This is a genomic window from Paenibacillus montaniterrae, assembly GCF_018403185.1.
In the GTDB taxonomy this organism is placed as follows: Bacteria; Bacillota; Bacilli; order Paenibacillales; family Paenibacillaceae; genus Pristimantibacillus; species Pristimantibacillus montaniterrae.
Genome location: NZ_BOSE01000001.1, coordinates 66,567 through 89,455 on the forward strand (window position 1 = coordinate 66,567; position 22,889 = coordinate 89,455).

The 22,889-nt window shown below is 46.8% G+C and carries 20 protein-coding genes; 15 read left to right on the forward strand and 5 right to left on the reverse strand.

From position 1 onward, the window contains the following. The first annotated feature begins 131 nt into the window (after positions 1-131). Positions 132-1,856 (forward strand): acetate--CoA ligase, encoded by a 1,725-nt coding sequence (acsA, locus tag KJS52_RS00405; protein ID WP_213512638.1) that lies wholly within the window; start codon positions 132-134, stop codon positions 1,854-1,856. 99 nt (positions 1,857-1,955) lie between these two features. After that, positions 1,956-2,471 carry a GNAT family N-acetyltransferase gene (locus KJS52_RS00410; protein ID WP_213512640.1) on the forward strand — a complete coding sequence of 172 codons (516 nt, stop codon included), beginning with the start codon at positions 1,956-1,958 and terminating at the stop codon, positions 2,469-2,471. Between the two features lie 112 nt (positions 2,472-2,583). Here the strand turns inward: KJS52_RS00410 and KJS52_RS00415 are convergent, their stop codons facing one another. Then, positions 2,584-5,778: a transglycosylase domain-containing protein gene (locus KJS52_RS00415; protein ID WP_246563010.1), complete on the reverse strand. Its 3,195-nt coding sequence runs from the start codon at positions 5,776-5,778 to the stop codon at positions 2,584-2,586. 267 nt (positions 5,779-6,045) lie between these two features. Here KJS52_RS00415 and KJS52_RS00420 point away from each other — a divergent pair, with 267 nt between their 5' ends. Both KJS52_RS00420 and floT read left to right on the forward strand, forming a co-directional pair. Then, positions 6,046-6,576: an NfeD family membrane protein gene (locus KJS52_RS00420; RefSeq protein WP_213512642.1), complete on the forward strand. Its 531-nt coding sequence runs from the start codon at positions 6,046-6,048 to the stop codon at positions 6,574-6,576. Positions 6,577-6,590: 14 nt separating this feature from the next. Then, on the forward strand, positions 6,591-8,129 hold the full coding sequence (gene floT, locus KJS52_RS00425; protein ID WP_281425528.1) for a flotillin lipid rafts scaffold protein FloT: 1,539 nt from the start codon (positions 6,591-6,593) through the stop codon (positions 8,127-8,129). Between the two features lie 107 nt (positions 8,130-8,236). Here the strand turns inward: floT and rpsD are convergent, their stop codons facing one another. Then, positions 8,237-8,836, reverse strand: coding sequence for a 30S ribosomal protein S4 (rpsD, locus tag KJS52_RS00430; RefSeq protein ID WP_213512649.1), 600 nt, complete (start codon positions 8,834-8,836; stop codon positions 8,237-8,239). A 371-nt stretch (positions 8,837-9,207) separates the two neighbouring features. Between rpsD and KJS52_RS00435 the strand changes: the two genes are divergently transcribed. The 6 genes from KJS52_RS00435 (at position 9,208) to KJS52_RS00460 (ending at position 14,374) form a co-directional block, all read left to right on the forward strand. Next, positions 9,208-11,103: a sensor domain-containing diguanylate cyclase gene (locus tag KJS52_RS00435; protein ID WP_213512651.1), complete on the forward strand. Its 1,896-nt coding sequence runs from the start codon at positions 9,208-9,210 to the stop codon at positions 11,101-11,103. A 195-nt stretch (positions 11,104-11,298) separates the two neighbouring features. Next, positions 11,299-11,949 carry a hypothetical protein gene (locus tag KJS52_RS00440; RefSeq protein WP_213512653.1) on the forward strand — a complete coding sequence of 217 codons (651 nt, stop codon included), beginning with the start codon at positions 11,299-11,301 and terminating at the stop codon, positions 11,947-11,949. 37 nt (positions 11,950-11,986) lie between these two features. Then, positions 11,987-13,108, forward strand: coding sequence for an aminopeptidase (locus KJS52_RS00445; protein WP_213512655.1), 1,122 nt, complete (start codon positions 11,987-11,989; stop codon positions 13,106-13,108). Positions 13,109-13,199: 91 nt separating this feature from the next. Continuing rightward, positions 13,200-13,442 carry an HPr family phosphocarrier protein gene (locus KJS52_RS00450; protein WP_213512662.1) on the forward strand — a complete coding sequence of 81 codons (243 nt, stop codon included), beginning with the start codon at positions 13,200-13,202 and terminating at the stop codon, positions 13,440-13,442. A gap of 138 nt (positions 13,443-13,580) precedes the next feature. After that, positions 13,581-13,877, forward strand: a complete 297-nt coding sequence (locus KJS52_RS00455) for an Fpa/YlaN family protein (protein WP_213512664.1) — start codon at positions 13,581-13,583, stop codon at positions 13,875-13,877. Positions 13,878-13,993: 116 nt separating this feature from the next. Next, positions 13,994-14,374: an Asp23/Gls24 family envelope stress response protein gene (locus KJS52_RS00460; protein WP_213512666.1), complete on the forward strand. Its 381-nt coding sequence runs from the start codon at positions 13,994-13,996 to the stop codon at positions 14,372-14,374. A gap of 33 nt (positions 14,375-14,407) precedes the next feature. On the opposite strand, the gene ftsW is transcribed toward KJS52_RS00460, so the two are convergent. Both ftsW and KJS52_RS00470 read right to left on the reverse strand, forming a co-directional pair. Next, positions 14,408-15,610: a putative lipid II flippase FtsW gene (gene ftsW / locus KJS52_RS00465; protein ID WP_213512668.1), complete on the reverse strand. Its 1,203-nt coding sequence runs from the start codon at positions 15,608-15,610 to the stop codon at positions 14,408-14,410. Between the two features lie 16 nt (positions 15,611-15,626). Beyond that, the gene (locus KJS52_RS00470; protein WP_213512670.1) at positions 15,627-15,971 is read right to left on the reverse strand and encodes a YugN family protein; all 345 of its coding nucleotides are present in this window, start codon (positions 15,969-15,971) and stop codon (positions 15,627-15,629) included. A gap of 270 nt (positions 15,972-16,241) precedes the next feature. On the opposite strand from KJS52_RS00470, the gene KJS52_RS00475 reads away from it, so the two are divergent. Further along, a complete protein-coding gene (locus KJS52_RS00475) occupies positions 16,242-17,447 on the forward strand; it encodes an amidohydrolase (RefSeq protein ID WP_213512672.1) in 1,206 nt (401 codons plus the stop codon). Between the two features lie 45 nt (positions 17,448-17,492). On the opposite strand, the gene KJS52_RS00480 is transcribed toward KJS52_RS00475, so the two are convergent. Continuing rightward, positions 17,493-18,323: a lamin tail domain-containing protein gene (locus KJS52_RS00480; RefSeq protein ID WP_213512674.1), complete on the reverse strand. Its 831-nt coding sequence runs from the start codon at positions 18,321-18,323 to the stop codon at positions 17,493-17,495. Between the two features lie 179 nt (positions 18,324-18,502). On the opposite strand from KJS52_RS00480, the gene KJS52_RS00485 reads away from it, so the two are divergent. The 4 genes from KJS52_RS00485 to KJS52_RS00500 all read left to right on the forward strand — a co-directional run bounded on the left by KJS52_RS00485 (position 18,503) and on the right by KJS52_RS00500 (position 22,773). Next, a complete protein-coding gene (locus KJS52_RS00485) occupies positions 18,503-20,170 on the forward strand; it encodes a DNA repair helicase XPB (RefSeq protein WP_213512676.1) in 1,668 nt (555 codons plus the stop codon). After that, a complete protein-coding gene (locus KJS52_RS00490; protein ID WP_213512678.1) occupies positions 20,170-21,933 on the forward strand; it encodes a hypothetical protein in 1,764 nt (587 codons plus the stop codon). The genes KJS52_RS00485 and KJS52_RS00490 overlap by 1 nt, the downstream gene beginning before the upstream one ends. 67 nt (positions 21,934-22,000) lie before the next feature. Next, entirely contained in the window at positions 22,001-22,477 is a 477-nt protein-coding gene (locus tag KJS52_RS00495; protein ID WP_213512687.1) for a YlbF/YmcA family competence regulator, read from the forward strand. A gap of 32 nt (positions 22,478-22,509) precedes the next feature. Continuing rightward, positions 22,510-22,773, forward strand: a complete 264-nt coding sequence (locus KJS52_RS00500) for a YlbG family protein (protein ID WP_213512688.1) — start codon at positions 22,510-22,512, stop codon at positions 22,771-22,773. Positions 22,774-22,889: the final 116 nt, after the last annotated feature.

Sequence of the window (22,889 nt, forward strand, 5' to 3'; positions counted from 1 at the left end):
TGTACTACTTCTTACTATACATTAATAATTGTAATAGGGAAAGAATAGTGCAAACATTTGGATATATGGTATAATAAGTTCATTGTAAGCGCATACTTTGGATTTTATCGAATAGTTAGGAGAGTGAAACGATGATCGACCTACATCAAGAGCGTATACCAGCGACTGTCACAGATGGAAATCTTCAAAGTTATGAAAATGCACGTCAGCAATTTTCCTGGGAGCAGATAGAAGCTCAATTCAGTTGGGCTACAACAGGCAAGGTCAATATGGCCTATGAAGCGATAGATCGTCATGTAGAGCAGGGACGCGGCAGCAAAACTGCATTAATTTACAGCGATCAGCAGCGTGAAGAGCGCTATACGTTTGAGGAGCTAAGCAGGGCAAGCAATCGCTTTGCCAACGGGATTCGCAAGCTTGGAATCGGCAAGGGAGATCGGGTGTTCATCTTTATGCCGCGTACTCCTGAACTATATATTAGCGTGCTGGGGAGTATTAAGGTAGGCGCGATTATTGGTCCATTATTCGAGGCGTTTATGGAAACCGCGGTAAAGGATCGCTTACAGGATAGCGGTGCAGTAGCGATTGTTACGACGCCAGCCTTGCTGCCGCGCATTAAACGGGATGAGCTGCCTGAGCTGAAGCATATTATTGTATTTGGCGATGAAGTGGAGTCAGGTGAAGGAATAACGAGCTATCATGAGCTGATGAGCGAGCAGAGCGAGCAAGCAGCAATCGAATGGATGGATCGCGAGGATGGCTTGATTCTGCACTACACATCCGGATCAACAGGCAAGCCGAAAGGGATTTACCATGTGCATAATGTGATGGTGCAGCAGCTTTATACAGGGCAAATTGTGCTCGATTTAAAGCAAGATGATGTTTACTGGTGTACAGCTGATCCAGGCTGGGTAACGGGTACAGCATACGGCATATTTGCGCCTTGGCTCAATGGCGTAACGAACGTAGTGCGTGGCGGCCGCTTTAGCCCTGCGGATTGGTACAGTGTAATTGAGAAATTCGGCGTTACCGTCTGGTACAGTGCACCAACCGCATTTCGCATGCTGATGGGGGCTGGCGATGATGTTGTACAGCAGTACAATTTGAGCAGCCTGCGTCATGTGCTTAGCGTTGGCGAGCCGTTGAATCCAGAGGTTGTGCGCTGGGGAATGAAGGTTTACAAGCAGCGCATTCACGATACGTGGTGGATGACCGAGACAGGCGCGCAATTAATTTGCAATTATCCATCCATGGATATTAAACCAGGCTCGATGGGCAAGCCAATTCCCGGCGTTGAAGCGACAATTTTGGATGATCAGGGCAATGAACTGCCGCCATACCGCATGGGCAATCTAGCTATCCGTGCAGGCTGGCCTTCCATGATGCGCAAGGTGTGGAACAATGATGCGAAGTATGCTGAATATTTCCGCATAGCAGGCTGGTATATTTCCGGAGATTCTGCGTATCGGGATGAAGATGGCTACTTCTGGTTCCAGGGCAGAGTCGATGATGTTATTAATACAGCAGGCGAGCGTGTAGGACCTTTCGAGGTAGAATCAAAGCTGGTCGAGCATCCTGCAGTGGCGGAGGCGGGGGTAATAGGCAAGCCTGACCCTGTTCGCGGTGAAATTATTAAAGCGTTTATAGCGTTGAGAGAAGGCTATTCGCCATCAGATGAGCTGGAGCAGGAGATTAAGCAATTTGTAAAGGTAGGCCTGTCTGCGCATGCAGCGCCGCGTGAAATAGAGTTTAAGGATAAGCTGCCGAAAACACGCAGCGGAAAAATTATGAGACGCGTGCTCAAGGCTTGGGAGCTTAACCTGCCTACAGGCGACTTATCGACAATCGAAGACTAAATCTGCTATTATCATTATTATATGCTTGAACGATTAAACAGCCTGTCATGCATTCTAGCGATGCATGACAGGCTGTATTGTCGAGAGGAGAGAAGAAATATGAGTATCAGGCTGGAGCCGGCGACATCAACTGAGCAGCTGCAGCAGCTCGCAAAGCTTGCCGCACAAATATGGAATGAGTATTTTATCGCGATTATTTCGCAGCAGCAAATTGATTATATGCTCGATCGCTTTCAATCATTCACTGCGTTAAAGCAGCAAATTGAGCAGCAGAGCTATCAATACTATTTTATTGTGCATGATCAGGAAACGGTTGGCTATACAGGAGTTAAGCAGGAAGCAGGCAAGCTGTTCATAAGCAAGCTGTACCTGTTAAAGCAGCAGCGGGGAAAAGGCTATGGCGGGGCAGCGCTTGAGGAGCTGAAGACAATGGCTGAACAACTCGGCTTGATCTCGATGTGGCTAACGGTGAACCGACACAACTCACCTGCCATTGAGATGTACAAGCATAAAGGCTTTGTTATCGTGAGAGAACAGGCAGCGGATATCGGCAATGGCTTTGTAATGGATGATTATGTTATGGAGCTTGCCTTAAAAGCAGCATTGAAGGAGTAAGCTATTCTGAAAAGGACTGTGAAAGCCCGAAACGTTGAATGACTGCAAACAAGAAAGGGGAAGCAAGAAAGTTTCAGTATACACTGACTTTCTTGCTTCCCCTTTAAGCATTTTATGGTGCGATCAGCTTGGCTGAATAAGCCGATTCGCCTGCATCATTGACAGCCGTTACAAGATAGGCGCCGCCAGACTGTGCGCCGCTATGCTCGAAAACTGCTGAATTGGTCATACCAAGCTTCACATAATTGTTATCGTTATTCGCACTGTAGTAGACATGATACTCTGTTACCTGCTCGGTAACCGGATTATCAGACCAGCTTAGCACAAGATTCATCCCAACATATTCGGAGCCTAGACCAACAGGGGCTGACGGAGCAGCTAATTCAGCCTGCCCATTGCCATTGTTGCCCCCGCCATGCTGTCCATTGTTGCCATTACCATTTCCGTTGCCGTTGTTGCCGTTGTTGCCGTTGTTTCCGTTATTGCCGTTCCCATTCCCATTGTTGCCATTGCCGCCACTTTGGCCTTCGCCAGGCAAGCCAGGAATGTCAATATCCGGGATCGGATTATAGTTGCCGTATTCAACGGTCAAGCTTGGCTCGGATTGCTTGCCGACAACATCAACTGCTACGACATAGAATCTAGTAAATTGCGACGGATCAACAGCAACTGGTACGGAATAATTACCTTTGCTGTAGCGAATTGAGTCGCCATATTTTTCGTACTCACCGCCATTTATCGAACGATAAACGCGATAGCCGACAACATCTGTTGAGCCGCTATTCTCGAAGCTTAACACGAACTGGCCATTTCCACCGCTGTTCAATCTCACGTTCGGCGGATAATCCGGATTTGCTCCATCATCCTTGCGAGGATCTACAACCGAAGGCGCATCTCTGCCAGCATCGGCAGGAACATAGACAGATAGATCACGGCGGCTGCTCGCAGGCAGCTTCGATTGTGCCGCTTGCAGATCAAGCATAAGCTGATCCAAAGGCGACTTGCGGACAATTACCGTCTTCTCGACGAGCATATCCTCCGGTGTTAGCTCATTAGGCTTATAGTTGATGCCGTTATATTCTATAACCTTCATTTTGACCAGTGTGTCGTCAACCTTGGTAGGCAAATATGCTTTGTTGAACCAGTCGGTTACGAGCAGCCCTTCAGCTCTATTCAAGCTGGAAGGAAGCAAGCCGCTTGTTGAAGACACGGTAGCCTTAACGATATTGTCCGGCTGCGTAAATTTCTTGTTTTCGAATAAATCCGGACGTTTTTCCGTCAATTCATTCATAATTAATCCCCATACATTACGAGCTCTAGTGCGGCCATTCGTAGACAATGTATGAATTGGCTTCTCATAGCCTGCCCATACTCCTAGCGTAACATCTGGCGTAAAGCCGACAAACCATACATCGCCATAGCTTTGCGTTGACCCTGTTTTACCTGCAAAGTCAATCGAGCCGTAAGCTTTAAGCTGATTGCGCAGCGCTGCACCGGTACCTGCACCATCGGCAATAACTGTACGCAGCATGTCAGTCATTAAAAATGCAGTTTGCTCAGAGAATACGCGTTTTGGCGTAGTTTTGTGCTCATAAATGATTTTGCCGTTTGGATCTGTAATTTTTTCAATCATATATGCGTCGTTTAATTCGCCGTTGTTCGGAATCGCACCGTAAGCATTGGTCATTTCCTCAACGGTTACACCGCGCTCCAGACCGCCGATTACGCCAGTTTTGGCATAGTAGTCGGATTCCGTTATCGTCGTAATGCCCAGCTCTTTAACAAAGTCCAGCGCGACAGGAATTGTCAAATCCTCATTGTAAATTTTAAGCGCTGGAATATTAAGAGAGCGGTTCAACGCGTTCCGAGCTGTAACCAGCCCTGCAAATTTGCGATTCGAGTTCATCGGAATATGAAAGCCCTTCTGACCATCCTGCAAAATAAGCGGAGAATCATCAATAATACTGGCTGGCTGAACAATTCCTTTTTCGATAGCTGGCAAATATGCGGCCAACGTTTTCATTGTCGAACCTGGCTGACGAATCATTTGCGTAGCGTGATTCAGCTGCTCTTTATAGAAGTCGCGACCTTCCAGCATGCCAAGAATAGCGCCGGTGGAGTGATCGATCAGCATTGCGCCGACTTGCTCAATGCCTTTTTCAGCACTATCAGGCGTGAAGTTGTCAGGATTGCTGCCGATCTCGCGCATAATATTGTATACTTCTTTATCGATCGTCGTATAGACATGATAGCCGCCACGAAGCAATGCATCGCGAGCATCTTCAACAAGATGAGCATTTTCTTCCTTATTCAGGTCTTCAAGCGTAAGCTCCTTGTTTTCCTGAAGCAGCAGCATTTTAGCTGCTTCGCGCTCAGCCTCCAGCATAAGGAATGGGTACGTATTGTACGCTCTTTCCGTAGGCTCGGCAATAGACTCGCGGATGTTGAAGTTAAGCGCCTGCTCGTATTCTTCTTCAGTAATTTTTCCTGTTTCCTTCATTCGCTTTAGTACCGTATGCTGTCGCTTAATTGCATTTTGGATGCCTTCCTCATTGTACTCGCCAGTTCCAGTAAACGCAGTATATCTGGAAGGGAGCTGCGGCAAGCCTGCCAAGTAAGCTGCTTGTGCGATATTAAGCTTGCTAAGATCCTCGATTCCGAATATTCCTTTGGCAGCAGCCTTGATGCCAAAGACTTGATATCCGTTAGAGCCATTGCCAAACGGCATTTTATTCAAATATGCAGTTATAATTTCTTCCTTATTCAAATAGCGCTCCATGCGAATCGACAAAAAGATTTCTTTAATTTTACGACTTTCTGTACGATCCAGACTTAAAAATACGCGTCTCGCCAATTGCTGCGTCAAAGTACTGCCGCCAGTTTGCGTATCCTCATTGAATAATCTTTCCTTAACAGCTCGGCCGAGGCCATGAGCATCGATTCCGATATGCTCCCAGAAGTTTTGATCCTCTGTAGCGACAAGTGCGTCCAGCACGTTTTGTGGAATTTCATCGTATGTAACGACAATCCGATCTTCGTCTGTTCGCAACTGACCAACTAATGTGCCATCGTTGAAATAGACATATCCCGTCATGGAGTATTCTTCGACCTTGCTTTGGATATAGGATTGAGGGCGAATTTCCTCATCCTTGACGTTTGCAGCTACGTAGCCTGTAATCGCTCCGCCGGCCAGCAAACCACCAAAAATAAGAAAGAGAATAACCCATTTCAAGGTTAAAAAGCTAATAAGGCTAAACCACCGAAAAGCGCCGTATGGCCGACTCTGTGGCTTTTGTTCCTCTTCCATAAGTTCACATTCCTCCTCCAGCATAACATTCGTATTATACCATAAATTTCGATGGATTCGCATATTTTGCTGAAATATCGCATCTTTTGATCTATACGTTTAACGCGATAAAAATGGCAAAAGTTGCGTTTTTGCTGCTTCAGTCAAATAAGTGCAACGGATTGGGCGAAAATGAAGTATAATGAAGTAGATAAAAATGTTGCCAATGGAGTAAACAATTAGGGTGTGTTTGAGAACTCCGAGGACAGCTTAAGAGGAGGAGGGAGAATGGAAACTTTATTTTGGGTATGCTTTTTGATCGGCGTATTGTACACGCTGATCGTCATCATTTTCGGCGACGCTTTATCAGGAGCTGTAGATGCTTCAACAGAGTGGCTGCAGGTAAGCCATCTGCCCATTTTGCAGCCTACAACATTGATCGGCGGACTTACCATATTTGGCGGAGCAGGCATATTAATGAGCAGATTTACGTCTCTAGCGATGTTGGCAATAGCGGCTATTGCGCTGGCAGCCGCTGCAATTGGCGTAGTGTTCATTTACTATTTTTATGTGAAGCCAATGTCCAATGCAGAAATGTCTTTAAGCTACTCTATTGTAGAATTGATCGGCAAGCAGGCTCAGGTTACTGTGCCAATTCCCGCAGAGGGCTATGGCGAGGTTATTGTAAAAACTGCGGGCGGCATCGTCAACCATACGGCGGCGAGCTTTGATCAAATTGCAATCGGCAGCGAGGCTACCGTTGTTGTCATCGACTTAGATGATGGCGTACTGCTAGTATCCGAAGTAGATTTAGAATAGAGAGGAGATTTTTCATGGAAAACACATTTGCTATGACTATTACCTTTATTGTAGTTGGTGTTATCGTAGTACTCGGGTTGGCGTTCTGGGCCAGATATAAGACGGTGAGCCCTGATGAAGCGATGCTCGTAACCGGGTCATTTCTCGGTACCCGCAACACAATGGTCGATGAGTCAGGTAGAAAAGTAAAAATTATTCGCGGCGGCGGCGCCTTTATTATTCCAATCTTCCAGCAATCACAATTTCTTTCTTTATTATCCCACAAGCTTGATATTGCGACGCCTGAGGTGTACTCAGCACAAGGCGTGCCAGTGTTTTCAAACGGGGTAGCGATTATTAAGGTTGGCGGCTCGATTGAGGATATTGCTACAGCGGCTGAGCAGTTTCTCGGCAAGCCGACTGAAGCGTTGAAAAGCGAGGCGCAGGAAGTGCTTGAGGGCCATTTGCGGGCGATTTTGGGTACGATGACCGTAGAGGAAATTTACCGCAATCGCGACAAATTTGCGCAAGAGGTGCAAGGCGTAGCGGCGCGTGATTTAAAAAAAATGGGCTTGCAAATCGTTTCCTTCACCATTAAGGATGTGCGCGACAAGCACGGATACTTAGATGCGCTCGGAAAACCGAGAATTGCTGCGGTCAAGCGCGATGCGGAAATAGCAGAGGCAGAAGCGGAGCGCGATGCAACGATTCAAAAGGCTCTTGCTACAGAAGCAGCGCAAAAGGCAGAGCTGTTAAAGGATACGAATATCTCTGAGGCAGAGCGCGACAAAGAGATGAAAATCGCTTCATTTAAAAAGGATCAGGATACGGCAAAAGCAGAAGCGGATCAAGCCTATGCGATCCAGGAAGCAAAAGCGAAGCAGGTCGTCGTTGAGGAGCAAATGAAAATTGAGCTCGTCCGCAAGGAACGGGAAATCGACCTTGAAGCAATGGAAATTTCCAAACGCGAGAAGCAGTATGATGCAGAAGTGAAGAAAAAAGCGGACGCTGACCGCTATGCGGTTGAGCAAGCGGCTGAAGCAAACAAGGCAAGACAGCTTCGCGAGGCAGATGCGCTGCAATATCGGATTGAAGCAGAAGCGAAGGCGAGTGCTGAACAAAAGCGGCTTGAAGGTATGGCGATTGCCGAGGTTGAGCGTGCTCAAGGTACGGCGACAGCGGAGGTTATTCGCTTGAAAGGTTTGGCGGAAGCCGAAGCGAAGGAAAAGCTTGCTGTGGCGTTCGAGAAATTCGGCGAGGCTGCGGTGCTGGATATCGTGCTGAAAATGCTGCCTGAGCTTGCAGGCAAAATTGCTGAGCCGATTGGCAATATTGATAAGCTGTCTGTTGTCGATACAGGCAATGGCGAAGGGGCTGCAAGAGTTAGCAACTATGTTACCTCGCTAATGGCTACCGCGCCTGAAATGCTGGAAAATGTAACGGGGCTGGACATTAATCAAATGATTTCTCGTCTCGCTAACGGCAAAGGCAGCAGCGCGGGAAGCTCGAATGAGGCAAGTAAGCAAATTGAACAAGCAATTCAAGCAAGCCTCGAATTGAAGGAGAAGGAATAACGCAGGGGTTGCTATGAGCAGCTTTCACCTATAGCATGATTCATGTAGAAAGTGCATAGAAATAAGAAAAAGGACTGCATGTCGATGCAGTCCTTTTTGTAAATAAATTAACGAGAGTAGAACTCGACAATTTGCTTTTCGTCGATTTCTTGAGAAAGCTCAGAGCGCTCTGGCAAGCGAACGTATTTGCCTTCAACAGCTTGATCGTTGAACTCAAGGTAGTTTGGCAAATGAACACGATTTTCAAGAGCTTCTTTAACAGATTTCAAACTGCGGCTGCGCTCGCGTAGACCAATTACATCGCCTACTGAAACAGCGTAGGAAGCAATATCAACCTTTTTGCCGTTAACTGTAACGTGACCGTGAGCAACAAGCTGACGAGCACCTGCACGAGAGTTGGCAAAGCCTAGACGGTATACAAGGTTATCAAGGCGGCTTTCAAGAAGCACCATGAAGTTTTCACCCGCGATACCTTTCATTTTAGTTGCTCTAGTGTAAAGGTTGTGGAATTGCTTTTCGCCCAAGCCGTACATATGACGAAGCTTTTGCTTTTCCATAAGCTGCAAGCCGTAACCGCTCACTTTGCGGCGAGAGTTTGGACCGTGTTGTCCTGGAGGGAACGGTCTTTTAAGATCTTTACCAGTACCGCTTAGTGAAATTCCTAGACGGCGGCTTAGTTTGAATTTTGGACCAGTGTAACGTGACATGTGTCGATTAACTCCTTCATCAAATGAAATTATTGAGGATGGGGTTGTGTTTCGCGGACATGAAGGTGTAGTTAACTCATATACTACACTGTCAGACACATCAGCCGCAGGCCCGACAGCCCTTGCATATCCTGAGGGTGACACAAAACCGTACGCCCATAATACCATCAATAATATTATAAAGTCTCCCAGGTAAAAGTCAAGAAATGAAAGCGCTAAACTTTTTGACTCATAAATCCCAAGTAATTTATACCGCCTAAAGTCCTAATATTTTGCAGGATAATAGTGCAAAATTCTTAAAAATAGAGTATGATATGGAAGAGAAAGCTCATCTCCTTAGGGTAGTGAAGGAAAGGGTTGGGTATATGATGATGGACGGAACTATTGGAGTAAATAAGCCAACGATCTGGTTTGCAGATGAAGATTTCCATGATGCAGATGAACCATACTTGCCAGAGCTATATAAGGAAAGCTTTCATGCGTGGTATGAGGATGCGCGAGATATGGAGGCATGCCAATATGGAATGTTCCGCCTGTATTCAAGATCAGCATCTATTTATAGTACTGATATGCCTGAACAGCATAAGCTGAACGCATCCGATTGGGATGAAACTATGAATAGGCTGGCCATGCAATGTATTCAAAGTGAAGCTTATTCCGTCTTGCTGGAGCAAGGTGTACAATATAGCGCAATTCCTGTTACAAGACGCAAGGACCGCAAAGTATTTGCTGCTTTTATTTATGCCGTCAATGAGCGCCTTGCGATTAGCAAGCCGGAGCTCGAAGGCTATATGAAGCATTATCGCGTCCATTTCTATCGCGTCTTTGAAAGCGTCTTTGTAAAAGAGATAATGCTGCAAAAGAATTTAATTGACAAGGAAGCGACCCATCGCGAGCGTCTTTTTTTAATTTCCAAGCGCTTGTATGATCAGATCGATGCTGAAAGCGTAGTGAGAGAAATGCTGCACAGCCTGGAAGAGCTGTATCAGGATTCTGAAATCTACCTTTATTTGTCGCAGGATCATTTGGAAGGCGATAGCCGCGTACGACCGCTGGAATTTCGCAATTCAGCCAATGATATCGTGACAGAAGCATTTCTTGAAGGCAAATGCTGCATTGATCGCGAGCAGCCCGGCTATATTCGGCTGGCGATTCCAATGAACGGCAAGCAGGCTGCATACGGCGTGCTTTGCATTGAAATCAATATGGTGCATTGGGACGAGTCGGATCTGCCTGCCTTTATGCTGATTGCTGATACAGCAGGCTCTGCGTTTGAAAACGCCAAGCTGTATGAACAATCGAATTTGCTGATCAATGAGCTGCGAATTATTAACGAAATGACCAAGCGGCTTAATCAGTCGCTTCGTTCGCGGGAAATATTCCAATACGCAACTGCCGAGCTGTTAAAAATTTTTGCTGCTGATTATTGCTGTGTGCTGCAACTGGATCGCAAAAGCAATGAGTTTAAGGTGAGAGCGAGCAATTTGGAAGTGCTGGTCGGCAAAACCTATGCCAATGATTATGGCTTCACCGGGGTTGTATACCGCACAAAGGAAGCGCTAATAACGTCCGACTATAAAAATACGAAATCGGTTTCCTCCGAGCTGATGGAGGATACCAATTCCCGTTCATTGATTGGAGCGCCTATTTTTGTTGATGGCGAGGTTGCAGGAGTCATACTCGTTACCCATCGTGATGCGAACTATTTTTCTTATGATAATTACAAGCTGCTGCAAGTCGTCAGCACTCATATCGGGCTTGCCGTGACCAACGCTTCGCTGCATGCAGAAATGCGCAAAATGATCATTACCGATAATTTAACGAATTTGCATGTGCGTCATTATTTGGATGAAGAGATACAGCGCAAGCAGCGTGTTGATGCACAGGGCTCGCTTATACTGGTCGATATTGATTTCTTCAAAACCGTCAATGACACGTACGGCCATCAAGTAGGAGATCGGATACTGATTCAGGTGAGTGCAATTGTCCGCTCCTCGATTCGCAACGGAGATATAGCGGCGCGTTGGGGCGGAGAAGAGCTTGCGATCTATTTGCCAAATGTGCCTGCATCGCGTGCCGTGCAAATTGCTGAACGGATACGGATCAGAGTGGAAAGCGAGACAGACCCGAAGGTGACGGTTTCCTGCGGCATTAGCGAGTGGGAAGCTTCTCATGACAAAATCAGTGTTGAATCGTTGTTTTACCGCGCAGACATGGCGCTGTACGAATCGAAAAAGAACGGCCGCAACCGGATAAATATCGGTTAGCCTTAAGGAGTGTTCAGGAGGTCAGTTTTAACTGGCTTTCTGGCACTCCTTTTTTATTTGCCCATTTTGCGCATAACGATATTGCAATTGAGTTACCCTATTCTATGATATAACGAATAATTGAGGTGGAATATGCGCAAAAATAGCAGTCTTGCAGGAATGCTTATATGCTGTGTCATTGTCGCTGCTTGCAGCATGGTGACAGGCAACCGTTCAGCTGAGCAATGGTTAAGCCTTGTTCGCTCGGGGATGATCGCTGAGGACAACTTCCGCTTCAGCGGCTCTGTTGTGATGGGCTTCGAGGATGGGGTTGCGCTTGCTCCGTTTGCATTTCAAGGTGAGATAGAAGCGCATAAGCAAATTGCGCTGCATGCTGAGCAAAGCAGCAGCTTTGTGCACAATCCTGTCAATGAGCTGGAGTTTATTGCCGATCATGCTGAGCAGTCAGAGATTGTATATAACGGGCTTGATGAGTCCAAGGAGCGTAATATCGTCGTATTAAATGTGAAGCTGAATGAGCAGGCCGTTACAGAGCGCTGGAAGGACCAATTACAGCAGGAGCTTAACAATGTTTCGCTTCAGGCGATAGCATCAGCCAAGGAAGAGGGCAAGCATTTGGCGCTTGTCCAGCAGGAGGCTGATCATGCGCAGCGGGAGCTTGAGCAGATGCTTCAACAGCTGAAGGTGTCTGCGCAATATGAAATTACAATCGACACTGTGCGGGCTGTAGAACTGGAAATGAAAGAACTCGTAAATATGAATTATATGAAAGATGGCGCAATGATTAAGGAATACCGCAAAAGCAACATCACATTTGATCTGACTCCAGATCAAGTGGTACGATGAATAAGCAATATGCTCAGCGATAGAAAGGAGAAATGGTATGCGTGATCCTAGAATTCAACGTCTGGCGGAAAATTTGGTGCAATACTCGATCGATGTGCAGCCTGGCGAGAACATCTTGATTGAAATGATCGGCGAGGAGGTTGAGCTTGTTAAAGCGCTGATTGAGGAGATTAGCCATAGAGGCGGCAGACCATTCGTCGAGCTGAATCCACGCACGCTTACGCGCAGTCTGCTTATGAATGCCAGCAAGGAGCAGATCGAGCTGTGGGCCGAGCTGGATCTTGCTCGCATGAAGCAGATGCAAGGATATATCGGGATTCGAGCTGGCGACAATGTCAATGAACTGAGCGATGTTCCCGAGCAAGCGATCAAATGGTTTGAATCGATTCATCGTACAAAGGTACATATGGAGCAGCGTGTTAACCATACGAAGTGGGTCATTTTGCGCTATCCGAATCCGTCGATGGCGCAGCTTGCTGGAATGAGTACGGAAGCGTTTGAAAACTTTTATTTTAATGTGTGCAATCTTGATTACGCCAAGATGGAGCGGGCTATGGAAGCACTCTATCAGCGGATGAGCAAGGCTGATCGCGTAAAAATTGTTTCCCCTGGTACAGATTTGAGCTTCTCAATTAAAGGCATTGGCGCGAAAAAATGCTCGGGTCATCGCAATATTCCGGACGGGGAAGTCTATTCGGCTCCAATCCGTGATTCCGTTGAGGGGACGATTCAATACAATACGCCGACCGTATATTCCGGCACGACCTTCCAAAACATAAAGCTAACCTTCAAAAATGGTAAAATCGTTGAGGCGGACGCAGGAGACCAAACGGAAAAGCTCAATCAAATTTTGGATACTGACGAGGGTGCTCGTTATATAGGTGAATTTGCTATCGGCTTTAATCCATATATTTTACATCCAATGAATGATATACTATTTGATGAGAAGATTGCAGGCAGCTTGCATTTTACACCGGGACAATGCTATGAAGCATGCAACAACGGCAATAGCAGTGCCATTCATTGGGATCTCGTGTTGATTCAGCGTCCGGAGTATGGCGGAGGAGAAATTTATTTCGACGATGAGCTAATTCGCAAGGATGGACAATTTGTCGTTGATGATTTGCAGGCATTGAATCCGGAGCAATTGAAAGCTTAGCTGCAATTTTGTTTGGAAAATGCTTGAAGGATACCTGTTTTCAAGGTATGATGTATCTGATAATACTTATTTTTCGATGGAGGGATCTCCCATGTCTAATAACGCGGCAATCGTAGAAATTTCTCAAACTGCGAGCAAGTTTACTTCCTCAATTGTGCTACAGGCAGATAGCAAATACATTGATGTGAAAAGTATTCTTGGTCTATTCACAACGCTAGTGGGCGGTCAAGCGTATGAGCTGCATGTTCATGGCCCAGACGCAGAAGAAGCGAAAAAAGCGATGTCTGAAGTATTTGCGAAGTATAACCTGAATGTAAAAATGATTTCCGAGTAACAAGAAAGCGCTTCTCCTGATGGAGAGGCGCTTTTTTAATATATGTTCTAATTTGCAGTTTATCCTTGTACTAAACGTGATTTTCGTCTAATATAAAGAGAGTATAAGTTGTTGGAGAAGCAGCGAAGGAGGGATTCGATGTCTGCACTAGAGCGCACGGAGTTGTTAACTGAACGAGCACTACGTCTTCTGCAGGAAGATGCAGCTAAAATAGAAAAGCTTATTGAAGTCCAGATGGCGAATCTTACAACCCGTCAGTGTCCACTATACGAAGAAGTACTAGATACTCAAATGTATGGATTCTCGCGTGAAGTCGATTTTGCCATCCGAATCGGACTTGTATCAGATGCCGAAGGGAAAGATATTTTAAGCCGACTTGAGCGCAATCTGGCTGTACTATATGAAGCACTAGATCAAAAGGGACGGTCTCAATAGAGATTGTCCTTTTTTTGCATAAATGTCTGGAGCTGGGTTTATTTTTGGCTTCAACTTGATTAAGGTAATAATATCCTATACAATGTACATATATGGCATATTGAGGAGTGAATGACATGACCGAGGAACTTCAAACTGGTGTAATTCGTATCTCTGATGATGTAGTAGCTACAATAGCGGGACTTGCAGCACTCGAAACGCCTGGAATAGCAGCAATGTCTGGAGGAATATCCGAAGGGCTTGCTAAGCGCCTTAGTGGGAAAAACGTACAAAAAGGTGTAACTGTTGAGGTAGGTCAGCTTGAAGCAGCAATTGACCTTCGTATTATTGTACATTACGGAATTCCAATCCAAGAAGTTTGCCGTCAACTGCAGCTGAATGTACGCGAAGCTGTTTCTAATATGACAGGGCTTCAGGTTGTAGAAGTGAATGTAAAGGTTGAAGGTGTAGTATTCAAGGAAGAAGAGCCTGAAGAAGTAGTAATGCGACTAAAATAAGAAGTAAAACAGTAAAAACGACTGCCGCCCTTGTTAGTCTGAGGGAAAGGCAGTCGTTTTTTTCGTTGTAACAGAAGTGACCGTTGTTTTGTTCATGACGCGATAATATTCGCGTGAGATGCTTAATAACACGCCCATACTCATAAGTATAAATAGTAGCGACGAACCGCCGTAGCTAATAAATGGCAGCGTAACGCCTGTCAACGGGATTGCGCCTGTAACACCGCCAATATTGATGAAGGTTTGAAAAGCAAGCAGTGAAACAATGCCAATGCCAGTCAGCATGCCAAAGGTGTCCGGGCAGCGCACAGCTACAATAAATCCGCGCCATATAAATACGATCATAAACAAAATAAACAGTGCCGAGCCGATAAAGCCGAACTCCTCGGCAATAATCGCAAAAATAAAATCATTATACGCATACTTCAAATAGTGCAGCTTCTGTACACTTTCACCAAAGCCTGCTCCAGTCAGACCGCCGTGACCTAGTGCTTGCAGGGAAGATACGAGCTGCCAGGCATCGCCTTGCGCATGAGCTGCCGGATCAAGAAATGCCGTGAAACGGGCAATCCGGTAATTCCACGCTTTCGGATTAAGCTCCATTGAAATCAGGACAATCGGGGTAATCACTGCAACGCTTGTAAGCAGCGTCAGCAGCAAATGCTTGAGCTTTGCGCCAGCCGCCCATATGATCATTGCCGCACAGCCCGCGATAATGATGACCGCACCGAGATCGGGCTGCATCATTATTAGCCCGCATATGAAAGCAACGATGATGAGCACAGGCAGCAGTCCGCGCTTGAAATCGCGAAACTTTTCACCCTTTTTGGCAATAAGCGCAGCCAAGTACAAAATAAGCGCCAGCTTGGCAGGCTCTGTTGGTTGTATTCCGAGACCTCCAAATCCGAACCAGCTTTTTGCACCATGAATTTCCTGCCCAATAAAAGGTACGAGAAGGAGCATAATAATTACGGGCAAAAAGAACAGTATTTGCAGCTTCTTGAATCTGCGGAATGGAATATTCATCGTAAAGAACATAACAAACAAGCCAATGCCTGCCCATATGAACTGGCGCTTCGTAAAGTAAAGGGCGTCGTGGTTGTGGATTTCCGACACAACAGCGACGCCTGAGCTCGCGCTAAATACCATTACAAGTCCAAATCCGACCAGCATTAAAGTCATGATCAGCAGTAAAAAATCAGGTCTGCCCTTACTTGCTTTTTGCGGAGCCTTCATAATATATACCTCGTCATTAGCTCAAGGCAGCATGCAGCGATTGAATGGCTTTGTTAGCAACATCCATTACTTGTTTAGGTATTGGAGATTCATATTCCAAGCCATGCGGGAAAGTGGCACGACCGATATAAACATGTTCAATAACAAGCACAGCATGCGACTGTTCAAGCTTTCCTTCAACAGCACGTGTATTGATGCGAAGATAATAAATATTATCAGATTGTTGATCTTCAATTTTCAGATCATATGTAGCGCGGTAGTATTCCCATTGTCCACGGAAAAAGCCAGCTTTTTCAGTTACCTCGTCAAGGTAGCCTAGCTCACTTTTCAAGCCGTTCAGTCCGGAATTTTCGATAATCATTCCATTTCCCCCTAAATACAATATGATGAGTGTCTAGCTATTCTTTCATAATGATAGTATGTTTCAACCTCTTGTGCAAGCTTTACTGCTAGACAAAAAAACTAGATTGCTAGGATAATTGGTTGGCTTGAAGCTGATTAAATAAGATGAAAATGAATGCAGCTAGTAGTAAAGTTACCGTTATTCTCTATTTTCTGTTAAACTAGAATAAGATTTTTTGAGAAATTAGGAATATAGGCATATATCCATCTGCGTTTAGGAGGTAACCACATGAACATAATGACACAATTGGAACAGTACATCGAGCAGGCTTATGACAAGATGGTGTCATGGCGTCGTTATCTTCATCAGCATCCTGAGCTTTCCTTTCATGAGCAGCAAACATCGGCATGGATTCAGCAGCAGCTTGAGCAAATCGGCTGCCAGGTGAAGCGCTGCCAGCAAAATTATGGTCTGATCGTTTCAATTAAAGGCGAAGCAGCCGGACCGACAATTGCGCTGCGTGCAGATATGGACGGCTTGCCAATACAGGATGAGAAGCAGGTTGAATACGCGTCCAAGGTGCCCAATGCGATGCATGCTTGTGGTCATGACGCTCATACTGCAACGCTGCTGGCGATTGCTGAGTTTTATATGCAAAATCGTCGTTTGCTGCAGGGAGAGCGCCGCTTGTTGTTCCAGCCGGCGGAGGAATTAGCGCCTGGAGGAGCTGCACCGATGATCGCCGAAGGCGCACTCGATGGCGTCGATGTCATCTATGGCGTGCATTTATGGGCGCCGCTTGCTTATGGCAAGGTTGCTACAAAGGGCGGAAACTTTATGAGCGCGGTTGATGATTTTGCGATTGAGATTCAAGGGCTTGGCGGACATGGCGGTATGCCGCATCATACGATTGATGCCATCATCGTAGGCTCGCAAATTGTGCAAAGTCTGCAAACGATCGTAAGCCGCAGCATCAATCCGCTTTCACCCGCCGTCGTAACAGTCGGCACCTTTCAGGCAGGGCAGGCTAATAACGTGATCGCCGAACGCTGCTTGCTTAAAGGAACGATTCGCACATTTGATGAAGAAAGCCGAGAGCTGGCTCAGCAGCGAGTGGAAAAAACAGTTCGGCAAATTTGCGAGCTGCATGGCGCGTCCTGCCGCTATGAGCTCAAAAAAGGCTATCCAGCAGTAGTCAATGATGCTGCGGAAGCCGAGCGCGTCCTGCAGGTCGCTGCAAGTCTTGTAGGGGAAGAGCATGCAGAGCTGGCCTCTCCTATTATGATCGCTGAGGATTTCGCGTATTACTTGCAGAAGGTTCCAGGCTGCTTTATGTTTGTTGGCGCGGGCAATCGCGAGCTTGGCGCTTCCTACGCCCATCATCATCCACGCTTTGATATTGATGAGCGCTCGATGCAGGTTGCGCTGCGCATGCTTGTTGCAACAGCAGAGCAATATGTGGGGGAAGCGAGCAACGAACAGGCAACGCCTTGATGCGCTTCATAAAATGAATAAAAAAAGAGCTGATACCGAACGGACTTATTCCGTCCATTCGGCAATCAGCTCGTTATTGGTATTATACAGCTCGGCGCTTTCTTTCTCCGAGAGTGACCAAATAAAATCATTTCCCCAATACAGGGCGTTTTTCTCTGAGGTATGATCAATATTTTTAGAATAAATAATGGCCGTTTCTCCTGGCTCCAAAATCAAATCTTCAAATATGTAGATTTGATTGCCTGTCACACTAACAAGCTTCCAATCGCTTAGGTCCAAGTCCTGTGAAGTATAATTTGATATGATTGCTTTTTGATCCTCTTTTACGACAGAAAGCCGAATCCCTTTATAGGTCGTTTCCTTCAAAGCTACGTCCTCATTGCTTGTTTCGTGCTCATCATACCAAATGCCCGTTTTGCTGCTTTTGGCCAGCTGCTCATGCTTTTTATAAATGTTCTCCATTTTAATATTTGGTTCAACAATAAGCACCTTGGCATACCCGGCTTCCAGCAGCACTTCATTGAGCTTAGTGCCGTCCTTCAGCTGCACGATGGCTTGCAATTGGCCGCTTTCATTGCGAACCTCCTGATCGAAGCTTAATGATACCTCCTCAGAGGCCGTAAGCTGTGATGTAAGAAATTCATGAACGCGATCGCCCAGCACTTCGTGATTAATATCAACAACATCTAATGATAGAAAGGTTACTTGCTCTATATGGTCGCCTACAACGATTTCAAAGCTGTCATTGCTGATAACTTTACCAATTGGATACCAGGTATTCTCTTTAATTACATTTGATGTCGCTGTAGACAAGCTGGAGCATGCAGCCAATAAGAGGAACGCAAACAGACAAGCGACAGAGATCAAATTTTTCATGTAAAGAATATCCTCCAAAATGTCGAAAATTGCAAAAAAATAACGATATTTATAGGTATTATATCATAGTTCTGAAAGAAAAATATAGATTTCGCATAAAAGCAAGCGATTGCGAGCATAAAAGCGAGCTTAAACCTCAATACTTAACGATAGAGACAACATGAGAAAAGGGGAAAGTTATGCAGCATAAAGGAGTTATTATTATGCAGCGGGATATGACGCTGCTGCTAGACCGCCATGCACCGACAGCATCAGAAGCACGACTTGCTATCTCACCATTTACGGAGCTGCTTAAGGTGCTGGGCCAATTTGAGGTGTACGAATGTACTCCGTTAACCATTTGGAATGCGCTTGCGCTTGGAGTAAAAAGCGAGCGCATGCTGAATATATTACATATCTATTGCCGAGGTGGCCTGCCGAGCGCTTGTGAAGCTCAAATCAAGCTGTGGATGTCGCGCTACGGAAAATTAAAGCTGCAATTAATAGAAGAGGAGCTTCAACTGGTTGGCGATGCTGGGTTAATGCAAGAGATAGAAGCGAATCATATAGCAGACAGCTGGGTTTTGCAGCGCAGGAGCGCAGAAATATGGCTGATTAAACGCGAGGGGCGCGGATTTGTCAAGCAAGAGCTTGCTCGTGCCGGCTATCCTGTGCAAGACGAGGTTGGTTACCATGATGGTGAAAATTTGGCAATCGAGCTTGGCACAGCAACGCGCGGCGGCAAAAGCTTTCAGCTTCGCGATTACCAGCGCAAGGCAATTGCCGCATTTCACCGAGATCGCTTAGGCGGCAGCGGTGTCATTGTGTTGCCTTGCGGCACTGGTAAAACCGTAACCGGAATCGGCGTGCTGGCCAGTCTTCAAACAGCTGCGCTAATTGTTACCTCAAGCGTTACCTCAGCAAAGCAATGGCAGGCAGAGCTGCTCGACAAGACGACGATAAGCGCGCAAGAAATTGGCATTTATTGCGGAAAGGAGCGCGTTGTTGGAAAAGTGACCATTGCTACCTACACGATTTTGACGCATCGCCACAGCAAAACAGGGGAATATGAGCATATGAAGCTGTTTTCCGAACGGGATTGGGGCTTAATCATTTATGATGAGGTACAACTGCTGCCTGCGCCAATTTTTCGCATGACGGCTATGATTCAAGCGACAAGAAGATTAGGACTGACTGCGACATTAATCCGTGAGGACGGCTGTGCCAACGATGTGTTTTCCTTAGTCGGGCCGAAGCTTTACGATATGAACTGGAAAAAAGCGGAGGATCAGTCGTATATTGCTAAGGTGCATTGTACCGAGGTGCGTGTTGCACTGCCGCAGCATGAGCAGCAGTTGTATGCTGCGTCGGCTGCCCGGCAGCGATTGCGAATTGCTGCGGAAAACAGCAGCAAGACGAAGGTTGTCTCTGCTATTATGCAGCAGCATGCCGGGCTTCCCACTTTAATAATAGGTCAATACATCGAGCAGCTGCGACAGCTGGCAACGACGCTGAAGCTGCCGCTGCTGACGGGAAGCACAAGCTATGAGCAGCGGGAAGCGATATTTAAACAGTTTCGCAATGGAGAAATTAAAGCGCTCGTTGTGTCGCGCATAGCGAATTTGGCAGTTGATTTGCCTGATGCTTGCGTGGCGATCCAGGTATCCGGCAGCTTTGGCTCGCGCCAAGAGGAAGCACAGCGGATTGGCAGACTGCTGCGGCCGAAGCAAGGCCGAAATGAAGCGTGGTTTTATACATTAGTAACAGATCAGAGCAAGGAAACAGAATTTGCATTGAAGCGAGGCATGTTTATGCTGGAGCAAGGCTATTTGTACCGTTGTGTGAATGAACAAGAGGTGTTGGTATGATGACCTTACAAGGATGGCGCTCGATGTTTGCGAATGAGCTGAAGCAAAAATTTATGCAGAGCGGCCTGTGGGAACGATATAAAGAGGAATGGGTCTGGGAGCTCGCGGTTGTTGATATGAGCTTGATTGAGCAGGCTTATGAGCATATGACGGAATGTGAGCAGAAGGTGCTGCAGGAGCTGCTGAAAGGTCATCTGTTGAAGCCGCTAAATGAATCCGCGCTAATTGCCGAGCTGTCGCAGCGGCTTGGCCGTCCGAGGCAGCAGTGCACTGCTGTATTGCAAAGCTTTGCTGAGGCTGGCCTGATTATGCTGTTCAGACACCCTTGGCAAGGCAACCATTGGCTCATGCCGCTGCCGATCTTTCATAGCTGGCGCGCTGCATTGCTGCGTCCACTGGATAAGCATGTATTAGCTGAGCTGCCGGAAGAGCTGCTGCAGCATTGCAGTTATGCGGCTTCCGTACCGCTGCGGCTCAGGCTGCTGCTTTTTGTGCATCAGCTTTCTTCACAGCCGCCAAGCTTTACGAAGCAGGGCTCGTTAAGCAAAACGACGATCAAGCAGCTGCTGAAGGAGCAAGAAAAGCTGGGTGATGTGCGCCCGCTGGAGCAAGCCTGGAAGCATTGGTTTGCCGGCTCTTCATGCGGAGTAGAGGCATTTATGCTGGAGCTGGCTGGCGATTTGGGATTAGTCGAGATGAATAAACAAGGAATAAAGCTCAATCAGGCACAGCTGGGAAGTTGGCTAAAGCAAAGCCAGCAGGCGCAGGATGATTTAATTTGGCAGTGGCTACTGCAGCAGCTGCTCCAGCTGTGCGACCGTTCAACTCTGCTGCCGTTCAATGATATGCTGCACAGCAACGGCAGCTGGATCCAGCTTCAGCTGGAACAGCCTGAACAGCGGCAAAACACTGTTGCATTGCTGCAATTATTCAGCTTTTGCGGTCTGATGTCCTACGCTCAGGGAAATGGCGAGCAGGCGAAGCAGCTCTATGCCCGACGCGAATTTGCTGCTCCTTCCTATGACGCGCTGCATGTGGAGGCGAATGCAGAGCTGCTGTTGCTGCCTGGTACAAGGCCATTGCTTATATGGAATGCGCTGGATGCAGCGGAAGTCATATCGCTGCAGGAGGTGCTGCTGCTGCGTTTAACGCCCGTTTCCTTGCAAGGCTGTATTGCGAGAGGACATTCAATTGACGAAATTCGCAGCTGGCTACAAGGGCATGGACAGGCAGAGCTGCCTGTTCTTGTCCAGCAGCTGCTTCAAACTGCTGCCGCTGCGATAGCCTCAGAGCAAGTCGAGCCAGACAAGCGTCAGCTCCCGCTTATTCCGTTAACAGAAGCCGAGCCAGAAGGGCTGGACAGCTACTATGAGCTGCGTCCGCTGCGCGCTTGGGGCAGCTATTGCGGCAATCCTCTTGGGCTGCTGCTGCAAGCAGAGCTGCTTGACCCTCATACTGTGTGCGAGCATTTGCGCTGTGAAGATGTTGCGCTGCTGACCAGAAGCTGGCAGCAAGAGCTGCGCCGCTATCATGGCTCGACAATTTTGCAAATTGTAGAAGCTGCAATAAAATTCGGATTTGGCCTGTACGTGCGATTGGACGGGCAGTTAAGGCATATTGTGCCTCAATTTCTGGAAGAGAGAAACGGGAAATGGTATATGACAGCGGCCATTTATGCACGGCCGATGCATCATCCATTGGAAATTGAGCTGTCCAGCATCGAAGCGATACAGCTCGATGTTGATAAGGGGAAAGGTGCATAAAGCTATTGGCAGAGTTGCCGTAGTATGATAACGTATAAATGTAGCAAGTAAATAATGAGGTGGTAAAATGTACGAGTATGGACAAGCTGTTGCCACCGAACCTGGAACTGCGTCAATCGACATGGCGTCCTTGCTTCTTAAAGCCTATGAGCTTGGAGACACAATTATTGCATCGGCCCCGGTTGCCAATTATTTGTATTGGCAGGCAGAGGTTGCTAAAAATACAGAGGTTAAATCCATTCAGCGCGAGTTTCAGCGCGCGAAGGAGCTGTTTGAGGAGACGCAGCGATTTGGGCGCTTTCATCCCAACTATCACGAGGCTAAAGACCGTGTGAAAGCGATCGAAGCCAAGCTGAATGCGATTCCTTGCGTGCAGGCGTTCAAGCAGCATGAAGCTCAGCTGGACGAGCTGCTTCATGAGGTAGCGACGATGATTGCCCGCTCTGTATCGGATACAATAAAGGTTCCAAGCAATGAAAAAGGCGCTGGCGGAGGTTGCGGCAGTGGAGGCTCATGCAGTTGTGGCAGCGGAGGCTGTGGTTAATTTTTCAATGACTGGGAGGAGTAGTCATTTTTATGTTACCTGAGCGAACAGGTTATATTGTGTGGGTAAGTGATTTGAAAGCAGCACGTGGTTTAGAGCGTCTAGGTACGGTGCATTATATGTCCCGCAAGCTGCATTATGTAGTGTTGTACATGAATGCTGACAAGGTAGAAGAGAACCTGAAGCAGCTGCATCGTCTCTCCTATGTGCGGAAGGTGGAGCGTTCCTACCGCAATGAGATTAAAACGGAGTACAGCAAGGATGTAGAGGACAAGACAAGAGCATACAGCATTTAGTTTACTAACGCCTTGAAGCTGGTGAAGCCATCTTCAAGGCGTTTTTTAATGCGCTCGCTCGGTTTCGATATCGCAATGGGGGTGAAGGCTTGCTTAAACCTTTCATCATTCGTTTT

Coding starts and splice junctions, on each gene's coding strand:
- KJS52_RS00500 (WP_213512688.1), top strand. CDS start 22,510: ATGTTACCTGAGCGAACAGGTTATATTGTGTGGGTAAGTGATTTGAAA.
- acsA (WP_213512638.1), top strand. CDS start 132: ATGATCGACCTACATCAAGAGCGTATACCAGCGACTGTCACAGATGGA.
- rpsD (WP_213512649.1), bottom strand. CDS start 8,836: ATGTCACGTTACACTGGTCCAAAATTCAAACTAAGCCGCCGTCTAGGA.
- KJS52_RS00440 (WP_213512653.1), top strand. CDS start 11,299: ATGGTGACAGGCAACCGTTCAGCTGAGCAATGGTTAAGCCTTGTTCGC.
- KJS52_RS00475 (WP_213512672.1), top strand. CDS start 16,242: ATGAACATAATGACACAATTGGAACAGTACATCGAGCAGGCTTATGAC.
- KJS52_RS00485 (WP_213512676.1), top strand. CDS start 18,503: ATGCAGCATAAAGGAGTTATTATTATGCAGCGGGATATGACGCTGCTG.
- KJS52_RS00480 (WP_213512674.1), bottom strand. CDS start 18,323: ATGAAAAATTTGATCTCTGTCGCTTGTCTGTTTGCGTTCCTCTTATTG.
- KJS52_RS00445 (WP_213512655.1), top strand. CDS start 11,987: ATGCGTGATCCTAGAATTCAACGTCTGGCGGAAAATTTGGTGCAATAC.
- ftsW (WP_213512668.1), bottom strand. CDS start 15,610: ATGAAGGCTCCGCAAAAAGCAAGTAAGGGCAGACCTGATTTTTTACTG.
- KJS52_RS00450 (WP_213512662.1), top strand. CDS start 13,200: ATGTCTAATAACGCGGCAATCGTAGAAATTTCTCAAACTGCGAGCAAG.
- KJS52_RS00495 (WP_213512687.1), top strand. CDS start 22,001: ATGTACGAGTATGGACAAGCTGTTGCCACCGAACCTGGAACTGCGTCA.
- KJS52_RS00470 (WP_213512670.1), bottom strand. CDS start 15,971: ATGATTATCGAAAATTCCGGACTGAACGGCTTGAAAAGTGAGCTAGGC.
- floT (WP_281425528.1), top strand. CDS start 6,591: ATGGAAAACACATTTGCTATGACTATTACCTTTATTGTAGTTGGTGTT.
- KJS52_RS00410 (WP_213512640.1), top strand. CDS start 1,956: ATGAGTATCAGGCTGGAGCCGGCGACATCAACTGAGCAGCTGCAGCAG.
- KJS52_RS00490 (WP_213512678.1), top strand. CDS start 20,170: ATGACCTTACAAGGATGGCGCTCGATGTTTGCGAATGAGCTGAAGCAA.
- KJS52_RS00415 (WP_246563010.1), bottom strand. CDS start 5,778: ATGGAAGAGGAACAAAAGCCACAGAGTCGGCCATACGGCGCTTTTCGG.
- KJS52_RS00460 (WP_213512666.1), top strand. CDS start 13,994: ATGACCGAGGAACTTCAAACTGGTGTAATTCGTATCTCTGATGATGTA.
- KJS52_RS00420 (WP_213512642.1), top strand. CDS start 6,046: ATGGAAACTTTATTTTGGGTATGCTTTTTGATCGGCGTATTGTACACG.
- KJS52_RS00435 (WP_213512651.1), top strand. CDS start 9,208: ATGGACGGAACTATTGGAGTAAATAAGCCAACGATCTGGTTTGCAGAT.
- KJS52_RS00455 (WP_213512664.1), top strand. CDS start 13,581: ATGTCTGCACTAGAGCGCACGGAGTTGTTAACTGAACGAGCACTACGT.